The organism is Mesorhizobium sp. B3-1-8 (assembly GCF_006439495.1).
Classification (GTDB): domain Bacteria; phylum Pseudomonadota; class Alphaproteobacteria; order Rhizobiales; family Rhizobiaceae; genus Mesorhizobium.
Window position 1 is genome coordinate 1 of the sequence record NZ_VFTK01000015.1, and the last position, 13,517, is coordinate 13,517.

Genomic DNA, 13,517 nt, shown 5'->3' on the forward strand with positions numbered 1-13,517 from the left:
CGCCAACTTCATGGGCTTCGTCAAACTCGCCGCTATCGCCATCTGGCTCAAATAGTTAAATCGTCACCACCGCCTAGCGGCTCAATGCACTTTGACGGTGCGCCGGCAGGCCATCAGGCCACACTCAGCGGCACCACGAAGGGCAGACCAAAAATCGAAGCGGGAAAACCCGGACCGTCCTGGTCAGCCCTGCAAGCAAGCCCGCAGGGCACAAATCGGGCCACGCTGACGATGGTGATAGTAGTTCACGCAGCCCTCCTTTCCAGACGTTCGAGTATGCTGAGCGACTACATCAAAGGCGAGGGTGAGGGCAAGTGGGCCGCACTTTCTTTCTCCCACAAGCGGAGAAGGAAAAGGCGCTACTGCCCCGGCCGCCCGGTCTTGCCCGGCCGGCGTTTCTGGCGGCGCTCGTCGGCTGGATCCTCGTAGGAGCCGATGCCGGCGCGCTGGCGGACGATGGGTTTGTCGTCGCGTTCCTTCGCGCCCCCCTCTGTCCTGCCGGACATTTCGCCCCCAGGGGGGGAGATCGGCTGCGGCTTAGCCGGCTTCTTGCCTTCGACGGGCTTCTCGGTGCGGCGCACCGTCATCTCGTCAAGCGAGTTCTTGCGGAACAGCGGTTTGCTGCGGTCGCCGGGAATGCCGAAATCGGAACCATGCGCTTCCTGCGCGCTCTGCTTCTTGAACAGCGAACGCGAGACGGCGCCGGCCGGGGTCGTCATGTCGGTGCCGGGGCCCATGTCGTCGATCGACGGCTTGGCGAAAAGCGGCTTCTTCACCGGCACGGCACCGTCGGCGCCCATCTCGTCGAGATGCGGCTTGCGGAACAGGTTGGGCCGGGCAGCTTTGGCCGCTTCGTCGGCGGCACGCGCTTCATCGAGCTTGCGGAACCGCTCCTGTTCCTCGACCGTACGATGTTTGGCCACGCCCTTGTTGTGCTTGCCCTTTTCGCGGCCCGATGCAGGACTTTGCCCTTCCACCTCGCGCGCCAGCGGATCGTCGGAGATGGCGAGCTCCATCTCGCGCAGCCGCTTGATCTCGTCGCGGACGCGCGCCGCCTTCTCGAAGTCGAGATTGGCGGCGGCATCGCGCATCTGCTTGTCCAACGCCTCGAGATGGGTCTTGAGGTTGTTGCCGATCATCGCCCCGGCATCGTCGGTGAACTGCGAGATGTCGGCGCGGACATGGTCCTTCTCGTAGACCGAGTCGAGGATGTCGGCGATGCGCGACTTGACCGATTCCGGCGTGATGCCGTTGGCGAGATTCCACTCCATCTGCTTCTCGCGGCGGCGGTTGGTCTCCGCCATCGCCCGCTCCATCGAGCCGGTGATCTGGTCGGCGTAGAGGATGACCTTGCCATCGACGTTACGGGCGGCGCGGCCGATGGTCTGGATCAGCGACGTTTCCGAACGCAGGAAACCTTCCTTGTCGGCATCGAGAATGGCGACGAAGCCGCATTCGGGAATGTCGAGGCCCTCGCGCAACAGGTTGATGCCGACCAGCACGTCGAAGGCGCCGAGGCGCAGATCGCGCAGGATCTCGATACGCTCCAGCGTGTCGATATCGGAATGCATGTAGCGGACGCGGATGCCGTTCTCATGCAGGTATTCGGTGAGGTCCTCGGCCATGCGCTTGGTCAGCACTGTGACCAGCGTGCGGTAGCCGGCCCTTGTCGTGTCGCGGATCTCGCCGACGACGTCGTCGACCTGGCTCTTGGCCGGACGCACCTCGACCGGCGGGTCGATCAGGCCGGTCGGGCGGATGACCTGCTCGGCGAAGACGCCGCCGGACTGGTCGAGTTCCCAACTGCCCGGCGTCGCCGAAACCGCCACCGACAGCGGGCGCATGGCGTCCCATTCCTCGAAGCGAAGCGGCCGGTTGTCCATGCAGGAAGGCAGGCGGAAACCGTACTCGGCCAAGGTCGCCTTGCGGCGGAAGTCGCCGCGATACATGCCGCCGATCTGCGGCACGGTAACGTGGCTTTCGTCGATGAAGACCAGCGCGTTGTCGGGAATGTATTCGAACAAGGTTGGCGGCGGATCGCCCGGCTGGCGTCCGGTTAGATAGCGCGAATAGTTTTCGATGCCGGCGCAGGAACCGGTCGCCTCAAGCATCTCCAGGTCGAAGCGGGTGCGCTGCTCCAGCCGCTGCGCCTCCAGCAGGCGGCCAGCCTTTTCAAGCTCTTGCAAGCGAAGCTTGAGCTCTTCCTTGATAGACTTGATGGCTTGATTCAAGGTCGGGCGCGGCGTCACATAGTGCGAATTGGCGTAGATCTTGACGCTTTTCAGCTCGCCGGTCTTCTGGCCGGTCAGCGGGTCGAACTCGGTGATGGACTCGATCTCGTCGCCGAACATCGAGATGCGCCAGGCGCGGTCTTCCAGGTGGGCCGGGAAGATCTCGATGGTGTCGCCGCGCACGCGGAAGGAGCCGCGGACGAAATTGATGTCCTGGCGCTTGTACTGCTGGGCGACGAGATCGGCGAGCAGGGCGCGCTGGTCGAGCCGGTCGCCGATCTGCATCTGGAAGGTCATCGCCGTATAGGTCTCGACCGAGCCGATACCGTAAATGCAGGACACCGAGGCGACGATGATGACGTCGTCGCGCTCGAGCAGCGAACGCGTCGCCGAATGGCGCATGCGGTCGATCTGCTCGTTGATCGAGGATTCCTTTTCGATGAAGGTGTCGGTCCGGGGCACATAGGCCTCCGGCTGGTAATAGTCGTAGTAGGAGACGAAATACTCGACCGCGTTTTCGGGGAAGAATTTCTTGAACTCGGCATAGAGCTGCGCGGCCAGCGTCTTGTTGGGCGCCAGGATCAGGGCAGGACGCTGCGTTTCCTCGATCACCTTGGCCATGGTGAAGGTCTTGCCCGAGCCGGTGACCCCGAGAAGCACCTGGGTGCGGTCGTTGCTGCCGACGCCTTCGACGAGATCCTTGATCGCGGTCGGCTGGTCGCCGGCCGGCTCGAAATCCGACACCATCTTGATGGCGATGCCGCCTTCGGACTTTTCCGGGCGCTCGGGACGGTGCGGCGTCCAAAGCACGCCGTCCTTGTGCAGGGGATTGCCGGATTCGATCAGTGCCGACAGTGCTGCCACCGTGGCGGTTACGCCGCTGGACGTCATCGTCTCGGCTTCTTCCAGCGAGACGTCGAGGCCGGCGATCGGATTGAGGCCGGCCGCGGTGCGCTCGCGCGCCGACGCAGCGCCCCCCATCGAGGTGCCGCGCGCCGTGCGGCCGGGCGCCGACGAGCGCTCGGGGATCTTCTTCGGGACCTTCGCCTTCGGCTGCTTTTCCGCCTCGCGCTCGATCTGCCCGGCCCAATCGGAGATCGAGCCGGTCAGCGGCGCGCCGGAAAAGTCGGCCTGCGGCGCCTCGTCAAAACCACCGGGCTTCAGCGGCTCGGCGGCATCGAGGAATTCCGTCAGCGGACTGCGCCGCTTCGGCGCGTCATCTTGCGCCGGCGAAGGCGTCTTCTTGTCAGGATGTCTGGCCATGACCGGAATATGGGTGGACTCGGCCAAAATGGAAAGAGCCGAGTGAAACGGCGCCGGCCGCGCGCGGACGCTGCTGACAGCAGGCTGTCAGGAGAGGCGTCATGACGTAGCGAGCTGGGGATCGCTGGCGTCCGCTGTCGCGGTCGAGGCAAGTGCCGCGGCGATGGCGGCGGCGCGGCGGGCCTTGGGTCCATCCACCGGCCAGACCAGACGGCGCCTGATGGTCAATGCCGGAATCTCGCTGGCAATCTCGACGAGCTGCCCGGAGCGGAAATGCTGTCTCAGTACCAGTTCGCTGGCGAGCAGCGCGCCCATCCCGGAGATCGCGGCCTGCGCGGCCAGTACGGTCAAGGGGAACCGCGGTCCGTGGTCGATGTTCTTGCGCTGTCGGCCGGCGGCGGTGAACCAGTTCTCCCATGTGGGATAGACGTCGTCGCCCATGGTCTGATCGATATGCAGCAGAGGCAGGCGGTCGAGCATCCCGGCGCCGTCCCGGTCGGAGCGGTTCCCGATCAACGCCGGGGCGCAGGCCGGGACTACCCTTTCGGTGAAGAGCTCGGCCGAAGCGAGGTGCTTCGCCGAGCTGTTGCGGTAGCTGATGGCGAGGTCGATGCCTTCCTCCAGCATCGAATCCAACGCGATCGACACGACGACGCGCACATCCAGCCTGCCGAGAGCCGCGCGGACATTGCCAAGGCGCGGCGCCAGCCAAAGCGAGGCGAAGGACGGATCGGCTGCGACGGTGAACGTATCGGCGCGGCGCTCGAAACGCAGCCGCCGCAGCCCGGACGCCAGCGCGTCGAAGCCGCGGTCGATGTCGGGCAGCGCCGCTTCGGCGATGCGCGTGAGCGCGATGCCGTTGCCCTCGCGCCTGACCAGCTTGACGCCAAGCCGGTCCTCCAGCTGCCGCAACTGATGGCCGACGGCGCCCGGCGTGACACCGAGCTCGTCGGCGGCGCGCGTGAGACTGCCGGTGCGCGCGGCGGCGGCGAGCGCCCGCAAAGCCGACAAAGGGAGGTGGCGAAGAAACATCATGGATTGAGCTTACCTCAAAACTTACGAAAACAAACTCGTTTGCTATGTGGGCTACCGCCGACCTAGCGTTGAAGCCAGCTCAACTTAGGATGCCAAGTCATGCTCGATATGCAAACGCAGTCCATTCCCGTTAATCAGGCTTTTGCGCCGCCCTGCTCGCTCCGATCGATGCGCAACGAGGGAGCACGCATCGCGGTCGAATTCGACGACGGCAGCGCCGGCAGGCTGTCGATGCGCTGGCTGCGGCTTGCCTGCGAATGCGAGATATGCGGCGACACCGCTTCCGGAAAGCGCTGGCTGACGCCCGCCGACGTTCCCGCCGATATCCGGGCGACGTCGGTCGAAATCTCGTCCGACGGGACAATGGATGTGGTCTGGCAGGACGGCCATGCCTCCCGTTTCGCGGCGGGCTTTCTGGCTGTCTATGCCGGACGGGTCGGCGATTTCGGCGCGCCACGCTTCCATCCGAAACTGTGGAACAGCGATCTCTCGAGGCGGCTCGGTCGCTTCGCCTTCGATGCCGTGGTCGAGGACGACGAGGCGCTTTTCCACTCGCTGCGCGCCTTGCGCGACCACGGCGTCGCCATGCTGACCGGCGTTCCGGCCGAGCCCGAGGCGACGCTGCGTGTCGCCGGCCGCTACGGTCCGGTGCGCGAGACCAGCTACGGCAAGGTCTTCGATCTCATCTCACGACCTGACGCGCGGGTGGCCGGAGAGACGGCGCGGGCGCAGATCCCGCACACGGACGAGCCGTTCCGCTATTCGCCGCCGGGCTTCATCTTCTTCCATGCCATCAGGACCGGCGCCGGCAGCGGCGGCACATCGCTGATGGTCGACGGTTTTCAGGTCGCCGAACAGATGCGCACGAACACGCCTCATTTGTTCGACCTGCTGACCCGGCATGGCGTGACATTCCATCGCGAGCACGCCGGCGACGTGTTCTTCAGCGCCGAGGCGCATGTCATCAGCCTAGACGCGACCGGCGCCGTCACCGGCATGCGCTTCAACGATCGCTGCCTGGCGCCGCAGGCCGGCGCCGTCGACGAGATCGATGGGCTGATCGAGGCGCTTGCCGAGCTGACGCGGCTGATCTGCGATCCGGCGAACCAGTTCCGGCACCAGCTGCAGCCCGGCGAGGTGCTGGTCTTCGACAATCAGCGGGTCCTGCACGGGCGCACCGAATTCGATCCGACATTGGCGGTCCGCCACCTCAGAAGCTGCAACCTCGACCGTGACGGCGTCCACAGCGCGTTCCGCACGCTGGCCCGTCGCTTCGCGCCGCAAGAGGCACAGGCGGTGCTTTACCAGGGGGCTATTCTTTAGCCTGTGGGATAGGTCCTCAGTTGAACCACAGCGCGAAAGTCAGGAAACCGGCGCCGCCGAATTCGCGCTGGATCTGGTCGAAATCGTCACCGGCGAGGATCCTGCCGCTTTCGAGATAAGGCGCGATGCCGGGGCCGGTGATCGAGAGCACGAGGTCGAAAGGTTTCGGCTCGTCGAAGAAGCGCTTCATGTTGATGCCCCTGCCGGTGACGCGGAAATGCGGCAGCAGCACGCGGCCTTCCAGAAGATCCTCGGCCATGGTCAGCGCGGCGAGCCAGGCGGTCACCTGCTGCTCGCCGACCTCGAGGCCGGTCAGCGGATTGACGCCTTTCTGCTGCGGTCCAGGCAGCCATTCGCGGTCATTGTCGGTCTCGGCCAGGATCGCTTTCCAGTCCTCGCGCGACAGCCGGATCATCTCCAGCAAGTGGCGGCGCGCGGCCCGCCGGCGCTCCGGCTCGACCACCGGCCAGTTGACGAGGTGCACCAGCGAGACGAAGTCGGCGAAGCGCCATTCCGAGGCAAAGATGTTGCCGCTCATGCCGCCATCCGGCGGTACCAGCGCATCCTGCAAGGGCAGTTTCGCGCGCGGGAACAGCATGTGGAAGGAGCCGTCGAACATGCCCTTGAAGTCATGCGCCAGCCAGAAATCGGCCTGCGCCATCAGGAATTCGGCGTAGCCTTGCAGCCAGAAGCCGTCGGCGCGGTCGAAGCGGAAGGTCAACGAGGGTGCTGCATCGCTGGTGTCGATGCTGCCATGCGCGAGCGACGTCATGATGGCGGCAATGCTTTCGTCGGGAGCGAGCTTGCCATCCTCGTTGAGGTCGATGCCGACGCGGGTGAGGTCGACAATCATGCCGATATCGGCATCGGCCGGCACCGAGCCCAGCGTTGCAGCGGATTTTTCCAGCCGGTCACGGAAGGCGACAAGGATGGCGCGGAATTCTTCATAGGTCAGCGGTTGCGGGTTGGGATTGTCCGGCACGGGCAATTGCATCAGCGGCAGCATGAAGGATTTCGGGCTCTCGAACCCATGCCGATGCAGGCCGGTGGCGAGGAGTTCCAGGGCGGTGAAGAATTCGCCGGCGCCCGCGGCATAGGCCGCTGCCGGGTCCCTGGCCGCTGCCGCCTCCAGCGTCGACAGCGCCGCGTTGCGGTCGGCAACGCTCTTCGCCTCAAACATGGACTTGGCCGCGTCCGGAATCTCCGCCCACGCGAAGGATGCCGGCAGGAATGCAAACAAGGCTGCTGCAAGGATCGCTCTACGCATCGTCATTGCCCTCCACTCATACCGCGAGCATACACGTATTTGGCTCGAGGCGTTCTCCGGTCCTCCAGATCAGCGGGTCCGTTTTCGCAATGGCGCCCGGCTTCAACCGGCCCGTCAGACAGTCTACACAGGGCGAAACTGGACCTGCCCGTGTCGAATTATCCGCTTTCCTACAAACTGTCGTGGCTGCCGCGCCTGCTGCGACCGTCGCTTGCCGGCGACCGGGACGGTTTCGCGGCGCCGGCGGCGACGCTGATCGATCCGCAGCCAACGCGGAAGGTGCGGCTGGCGTTCGTCGGCGACATTTCGGCAGTCGCCAATCGCGATGCGCCGGAATGCGATCCGGCGATCGCCGCGCTGCTTTCATCCGCCGACCTCGTGGTCGGCAATTGCGAAAGCCCGATCGTCGAACGCCCACGCGCGATCATAGGCACGTGGCTCGGCACGCATCACGCGATGGGCGAGCGCTTCCTGGCCGATGCGCTTGCAACTGCCGGCATCGCGCGCGACAGGCTCGTTCTGTCCCTGGCTAACAACCATATGCTCGATCAGGACATTGCCGGTTTCGAGGAAACGCTCGCGGCGCTGAACCGACTCGGGATCCGGACCATCGGCACGGTTGCGGGCGGACCGGTCCAGCATCATGCGGCCGGATCGCTGACGATCGGCTTTGCGGCCTTCACGCTGTGGCGCAACACGGACGCCGCGCCGTTTGAAGAACGCATCTCGATGCGCAGCGATCCCGCCGAATGGCCGCGCGACGCTTCCGGCATCGACTTGCTTTGCGCGGTGCCGCACTGGGACTGGGAGTTCCGGCATTTTCCACGGCCGGCGACGCGGGCGTTGGCGAGGCGACTGGCGGATCGCGGCGCCCGGCTGATCGCAGGGCATCACGCGCATGTTTTGCAGCCCATCGAGCGCATCGGCGACAGCGTGATCGCCTATGGGCTTGGCGATTTCCTCGGAACCGCCTTTGCCAGACTGCCGTGGCCGGCACGCATCGGCTCGGTATTCGTTGTCGATGTCAGCGCCGATCCGGCCACGCGCGGCGCCATCGCCGCCTACAAGATGCATTTCTTCATGCGGCTGCGGGCAGGCAGCCATGAGCGGCTGGTGTCGGTGGAGGCGCTCGACTGGGCGCTCAAGCCGCGGGTAACGGCCCGGCTGGCGACGATTTTCGCAGCCTCGCGGAACTAGAGCAGTTCTTCGTTTCACGGAAACGACGAACTGCCCTAGCTATTTGTTTTGACGCAACTCCGGACGGAAAAACCGTTTCACACTTTTCCTGGAATGCTCTGGCCGCCGATCGCAGCGAGCGCAGGCGACTTTCGCGCAAAAGCCGCTATCATGGCCGCATCTCAGCGGCGGCCGGGGGTGGCCATGGAAGCAGTGGATTTCATGCCGAGCGAAGCGGCGATCGCAGGCATCAGGCGCGGCATCGAGGACTATGAGGCGAAACGGGCGTCAGCCCAGAAACAGGTCCGCTGGCGGATCCCCGTGTTCGTCGGCCTGGCCCTCGTCTTCGTCGCGCTCATTGCCTGGCTGTTCAACGCCGCCGCCGATCCTCACGAACAGTGGCTCTCCACGCCGCATGTCTTTCTCTATCTTGGCGGCATGGCCGCGGCGGTGGTGCTCTATTTCCAGGCGCTGAGGCCGGCGACCCGGCTGCAGCAATCCTTCCGCGACACGCTGCTGCCGATGATCTTCGGTTTCGTGCGCGACGTGCGCTACCAGCACGGAACGCGGCCGAACTCCTTCGACAGGATGCCGCGCGAAACCGTCGGCGCTTTCAACCGCCAGAGCTTCGACGACGTCATTTCCGGGCGCTACGAGGATTTTCCCTTCGAGCTTTACGAGGCCAAGCTCTGGGAAGGCTCCGGCAAAAGCGAGACGATCGCCTTCAAGGGCGTCATCGTCGCCTTCGAGACCATCGAGCCGTTCCCGGGCACACTGGTTGCCGCACGCAAGGCCGGCAAGGTGGCGCATTTCTTCCGCGGCATGTTCGCCAGCAAGATGCAGGAACTGTCCTCCGGCGTCGAAGACCTCGACGCCGCCTATGAATTCCGCACCGACAATGTCGAGGCGGCGCGGCCGCTGGTCACCGGCCGGATGGCGCGGGCGCTGACCTGGCTGCGCGAGACATGGCCCTACGACCAGGCGCGGGTGGCGCTCGGCGGCAGCGACGGCTTTCTGTTGATGCCGCGGTCGAAGAACTTCTTCGAGCTTCCGGATATCTCGCAGCCGATCGACTACAGCATTCATGTCGCGCCGATGATCACCGATCTCGGCGCCATGCTGGCGACGGCGGCGCTGGTGCGCAAGATCGGCGCGAAGGACGAAGCGGCCGGATAGGGTTCAGCAATCGAAGCCGTATGCAGAACGCATGTAATCCGCCTCTTCCTTCGACATCTTCTTGAGCATCACGCAGACGGTAAAGCTGCCGACCTGGCGGCCGTTCCTGGTGTAGCCCCAGTCGGAGATGTCGTCCCTGGTGAATTCGATTTTCTGGCCGAGGGCGACGTTGCGGACGATTTCCGGCTCGTTCGCCAATATGCCGACGAAGCCGGCGTCGGTCCGCTTGAAGGGGATGACCCAGAAATGCTCCGTCGCATTTCCGTCGACGATCATCACCTTCAGCTTGAACTTGTCGGTTCCCGGCGGCGGAGCGTCGGCCAAAGCCAGGAATTCATCCAGGCTGGATCGCGCCCTTGCGATCGCCGCCGCCATCTCGGCGTCGTCGGAGGCGATCATCATGGCCTTGTCGTCGCCTTCCGCCCAGGCATGCAAAGGAGCGAGCGCCAGCAGCAGGCATAGCGCGATACGAACGGCAATTGTCATGACACCCCCCAACCCCAGTCAAGGCCACTATCTTCCTGTAATATGTCGGCATTATCAATCGAACTGCGGTTCGCCGCCAAGCTATTGAAGCCATCGGCGGACGCCTGCCATTGCGACAATCATCCGTGGTTTTGCTAAGTGGCCCACGCTGATCGTCAGCTGGGTATGATAAGCAGGAAGACCCGGCTGCCGAAGAAATCGAATACGTTGAATGGAACTGCGCGGAGAGGGCAGGATATGCGACCGAGATTTGCGGCAGCGGCGTTCGCGGCGATCGTGCTTTGCGCCGGGCCTGCCCGTGCCGACGACCCGAAGGCGTTCAAGCTGACCATCGACGGCGTGACGATCGACATCGATCCGGGCGAGGATGTCGACGTGACCTTGCCCGGCGACAGGACCAGCAAGGTGCGGATCGATCACAATGATTTCGCGACCTTCTCCGGCGGCGCATTCTCCTTCGTCCATTCGAGCAGCAATTCGGTCACCAAGACCGATCTCGGCGACGGCATCGCCCAGTATCTCATGGCTTCGGCGCTCGGCACCCTCGTCGTGGTGCAGAAATACGACAGGATAAATCCGGTTTCCCTCAACCAGCTGATGCTGCAGGAGATGACCAAGGAAACGGTCCAGGCGGGTGGGCAGCTGACGCAGCAGCCGACGAGCCGCAAGCTTGCCGACGGCAAGGAGTTGACGGGCCTCAGGGCCACCGTCAAAACGCGCACAGACAGTGCGGATTTCGAGATCGTCGGCTTCGGCACCGCCGATCGGGGACTGCTCTTCATCACGCGCATCGGCGATCAGGACAATGCGACCGAACAACCGCTGATCGACAAGTTCTGGGAGACCTTGAAGATCAAGCTGTAAGGTGTCCGATCTTCAGGTGAGGCCGGCCCGCCCTGAATCTCCACACGCCTTGGACTGGCTTACAGACCCGTCAGGCCGGCCAGCCAGTTCGCCGAGCGCTTCGCCGCGTCCACCGTTGCGCCAGCGGCGCGGCTGAGATCGGTCTTGACCACGGCATAGCCGGCCTTGGTGCGGTAAAGCACGGCGCGGCCGCCATCGACCGACCTATCGAAGGCGACGGGCTTTGCCGATTCCGTTTCGCTGGCGGTCACCGTTGCGCCGACCGGGGCGCTCGGGCGATGGTCGAGCTCGGGCGGCAGCGGGGCGATGGTTTCGACGACGCGGTTCCTGGGCTTCAGATCCGGCCTGGAGGCTTTCGCGGCAAGCTCGGAGGAAGAGGCCGAGCCCTTGACGCGGCAGATGCCTGAAACCAGCGGATAGTTGAAATTGCGCTGGTGCAGCATCTGGCTCTTCATCGCCGCCTCGCAGTCGGCGATCGTCGTCCATTTGGCCGGCGTCTCGCCGATATATTCGCACAGCTTGGCATCGCAGTCGCAGCCGACGATGGTCATGGCGACAAGGGCGGTCTTGATCACGGTCTTGTCCCTTCGAAATTGCCTCCCCAACCGCTTGCATCAATCCGCGCCGAACAAGGCGGGATTTGGCCGCCATTGTGAAATGTGGATGACGGGCCGTTTCCGAAGGTTGCTCAGTCGGCGACTGTGGCCGAAATGCCTCAGTCGTCGGCGTAGACATGTTCCAATTCGGCACCGGCCTTGGCCAGAGCGGCCAGGACCAAATGCAGCTTGCGCACGGCGACGGTCAGCGCCGTGCGGCGCGTGTCGGGGCGATACAGGGATCGGCTGGCTGAACAGGATGCGCGAGCCGTCGGGGGCGATGATTTCCGCGCCCGAGGTCGCCGTGATCATGATCTCGTCCTTGCCGCCGATCTCGACGAAGGAGATTCCCTTGTCGATCAGGCGCGGGACCATCCCGGTAAAGGCTTGCGAGCGGCTGGTGACGAAGATGGTGCCGTCGCCGCCGAGATCGCGCTCGAGAAGCGTATCCGGCTCGTTGCGCGCCGCCTCGCCGACCGGGCCCTTGGCCCAGACATGGATGTCGGGCGGGCTCGGATCGCCGGCGGCGGCCAACGCCGATTTGCTGAGATCGGCGCACCATTGCTTGACCGTGTCGGCCAGGCCGAAGGCGAGCTTGCGTTCGCTGGTGCGGATGGAGTCGTCGCCGGCGGCGGGCTCGACCGCAAACAGGCCGGCGCGCTCTTCGGCATAGGGAAACGCGTACCAGGGCGCCCTGTCGAGAAAGCCGGCGTAATCGGCGGCGACCCTGGCCTGGTAGATGTCGGCCGCGACGCGCTTGCCGGCGGTTGCCTCGGTGATGCGGCCGACCGTGTTCTCGTAGGCCCACTGGATGGCGTAGTTGATCGTCAGGCCGGTGCCGATGAGCGTTGGCGCGACGTAATCGAGGATGTCGATGCCGCGAGCGGACGTCACACGGATAATCGTTGCATAGTCCTGCCAGTAATGGCCGACATAGGCCCAATAGGGAAAGCCGCTCGGCTGATCCTTTTCGACAAAGGTGGCGTAGTCGTGCGCGGCATGGACGGTCGCCCATTTCAGGTAAGCCAGCCGGGTCGACGGCGCGGGCGACTGATAATCCGGTATCGCTTGCCGGACCTTCGCGGCGAGTTGTGCCGGCGGAGCACCGTCGGTGATGCCGGGCAATGGAATCTTGTCGAGTGTGGTGGTGGTGAGAAAGCCGTAGGCAAGCCCGACGACTGGGATCAGCACCACGATAACGACCAGCCAGAGAATTGTCTTGATGAGCCGTCTCAGCCAGCGCAGCAGGAACATGTCAGGCCGCGCCCGGGTCGAGGGGCCGGCATATCGCCATGCATAAGCCGGCACGGTCGGCGAAGATGCTGGCGACGGCAAGCTTGCGGATCAGCGGCATGAAGCATCCCCCTTCACGTCACGCTGAACGTTAGCCGATTTTGGCGCGGCGAACAGCCCGGCTCCGCACAAAGCGCAAAACAGGTTACCGGCGCCGGCGATCTCCGCCGGCAGCACTCGCCCGCTGGCGAGGCATCGCGCCAAACTGCCTGGAAAGCCATTCCCAAAAAGACAGTTGGCGCTGGGATTTCTCCCAGCGCCTCCCTGTCAGATCAGGAACCGGTTAAGGCAGCAACTCCTGTAAAGTCGTCGCGCCAGGCCAGCCTTGATTTTGACGGTCCTGCCAGTCGCCACCCGAGGGCAGCTCCCGTTCCAGACCACGCCGATCTCCACCCTTGCGGGCTTCGCCCAGCGTGCCATCGAAGGTTTTTACCGGCCTTCATGGCAGCATCGGTCCGCCGTCGGCGTTGGCACGCTTTCCGCGGCACCCGTAGGTCTCGGCATCCGTCCCTCCAACAGGCAAGCCTGCTCTCGTTCTGGGCCGTACGGGCCTCAGGAAATCCGCCTTGCGCTTTTTGCCTTTCGGCTGGGGCGTTCAGTGGCCGCCTGAGATGGGTTGAATGTACGCCGGATAAGGGGTCTGGGGAATGCCGGCGTGCCTGTGGATAGCGGGATTATCGGGGACCAATGGCAAAAGCTTCGGAAGCTGCCGGCCGAACCCCTTAGACAGCCTGCCCCGCTTTTTTAGCGACCTTGGGTGTTCGAGCCTTGCTCCGCCGCCCGGTCCGCGTTTCAATGTCGGCAAAA

General features: G+C 64.5%; 10 protein-coding genes. 4 read left to right on the forward strand and 6 right to left on the reverse strand.

Annotation, left to right across the window (positions count from 1 at the left end; all coding sequences use genetic code 11):
- Positions 1 to 359 precede the first annotated feature (359 nt).
- Entirely contained in the window at positions 360 to 3,494 is a 3,135-nt protein-coding gene (gene uvrB, locus FJ424_RS15420) for an excinuclease ABC subunit UvrB (RefSeq protein WP_140653668.1), read from the reverse strand.
- A 99-nt stretch (positions 3,495 to 3,593) separates the two neighbouring features.
- Entirely contained in the window at positions 3,594 to 4,529 is a 936-nt protein-coding gene (locus FJ424_RS15425; RefSeq protein ID WP_140653669.1) for a LysR substrate-binding domain-containing protein, read from the reverse strand.
- A gap of 99 nt (positions 4,530 to 4,628) precedes the next feature.
- Between FJ424_RS15425 and FJ424_RS15430 the strand changes: the two genes are divergently transcribed.
- A complete protein-coding gene (locus FJ424_RS15430; protein ID WP_140653671.1) occupies positions 4,629 to 5,852 on the forward strand; it encodes a TauD/TfdA family dioxygenase in 1,224 nt (407 codons plus the stop codon).
- 16 nt (positions 5,853 to 5,868) lie between these two features.
- On the opposite strand, the gene FJ424_RS15435 is transcribed toward FJ424_RS15430, so the two are convergent.
- Positions 5,869 to 7,125, reverse strand: a complete 1,257-nt coding sequence (locus FJ424_RS15435; RefSeq protein WP_140653672.1) for a hypothetical protein — start codon at positions 7,123 to 7,125, stop codon at positions 5,869 to 5,871.
- Between the two features lie 144 nt (positions 7,126 to 7,269).
- Between FJ424_RS15435 and FJ424_RS15440 the strand changes: the two genes are divergently transcribed.
- Positions 7,270 to 8,316: a CapA family protein gene (locus FJ424_RS15440; RefSeq protein WP_140653674.1), complete on the forward strand. Its 1,047-nt coding sequence runs from the start codon at positions 7,270 to 7,272 to the stop codon at positions 8,314 to 8,316.
- 183 nt (positions 8,317 to 8,499) lie between these two features.
- On the forward strand, positions 8,500 to 9,471 hold the full coding sequence (locus FJ424_RS15445) for a DUF3137 domain-containing protein (protein WP_140653676.1): 972 nt from the start codon (positions 8,500 to 8,502) through the stop codon (positions 9,469 to 9,471).
- A gap of 3 nt (positions 9,472 to 9,474) precedes the next feature.
- Here the strand turns inward: FJ424_RS15445 and FJ424_RS15450 are convergent, their stop codons facing one another.
- Positions 9,475 to 9,957: a DUF2314 domain-containing protein gene (locus tag FJ424_RS15450; RefSeq protein ID WP_140653678.1), complete on the reverse strand. Its 483-nt coding sequence runs from the start codon at positions 9,955 to 9,957 to the stop codon at positions 9,475 to 9,477.
- A gap of 237 nt (positions 9,958 to 10,194) precedes the next feature.
- On the opposite strand from FJ424_RS15450, the gene FJ424_RS15455 reads away from it, so the two are divergent.
- Complete coding sequence (locus FJ424_RS15455; protein ID WP_140653680.1) at positions 10,195 to 10,821, forward strand: hypothetical protein; 627 nt, start codon at positions 10,195 to 10,197, stop codon at positions 10,819 to 10,821.
- A 59-nt stretch (positions 10,822 to 10,880) separates the two neighbouring features.
- Here the strand turns inward: FJ424_RS15455 and FJ424_RS15460 are convergent, their stop codons facing one another.
- A complete protein-coding gene (locus FJ424_RS15460) occupies positions 10,881 to 11,396 on the reverse strand; it encodes a hypothetical protein (protein ID WP_140647535.1) in 516 nt (171 codons plus the stop codon).
- Between the two features lie 39 nt (positions 11,397 to 11,435).
- Positions 11,436 to 12,671 (reverse strand): hypothetical protein, encoded by a 1,236-nt coding sequence (locus tag FJ424_RS15465; RefSeq protein ID WP_246677259.1) that lies wholly within the window; start codon positions 12,669 to 12,671, stop codon positions 11,436 to 11,438.
- Between the last annotated feature and the right edge of the window lie 846 nt (positions 12,672 to 13,517).

Coding starts and splice junctions, on each gene's coding strand:
- FJ424_RS15445 (WP_140653676.1), top strand. CDS start 8,500: ATGGAAGCAGTGGATTTCATGCCGAGCGAAGCGGCGATCGCAGGCATC.
- FJ424_RS15455 (WP_140653680.1), top strand. CDS start 10,195: ATGCGACCGAGATTTGCGGCAGCGGCGTTCGCGGCGATCGTGCTTTGC.
- FJ424_RS15425 (WP_140653669.1), bottom strand. CDS start 4,529: ATGATGTTTCTTCGCCACCTCCCTTTGTCGGCTTTGCGGGCGCTCGCC.
- FJ424_RS15435 (WP_140653672.1), bottom strand. CDS start 7,125: ATGACGATGCGTAGAGCGATCCTTGCAGCAGCCTTGTTTGCATTCCTG.
- FJ424_RS15430 (WP_140653671.1), top strand. CDS start 4,629: ATGCTCGATATGCAAACGCAGTCCATTCCCGTTAATCAGGCTTTTGCG.
- uvrB (WP_140653668.1), bottom strand. CDS start 3,494: ATGGCCAGACATCCTGACAAGAAGACGCCTTCGCCGGCGCAAGATGAC.
- FJ424_RS15450 (WP_140653678.1), bottom strand. CDS start 9,957: ATGACAATTGCCGTTCGTATCGCGCTATGCCTGCTGCTGGCGCTCGCT.
- FJ424_RS15465 (WP_246677259.1), bottom strand. CDS start 12,671: ATGTTCCTGCTGCGCTGGCTGAGACGGCTCATCAAGACAATTCTCTGG.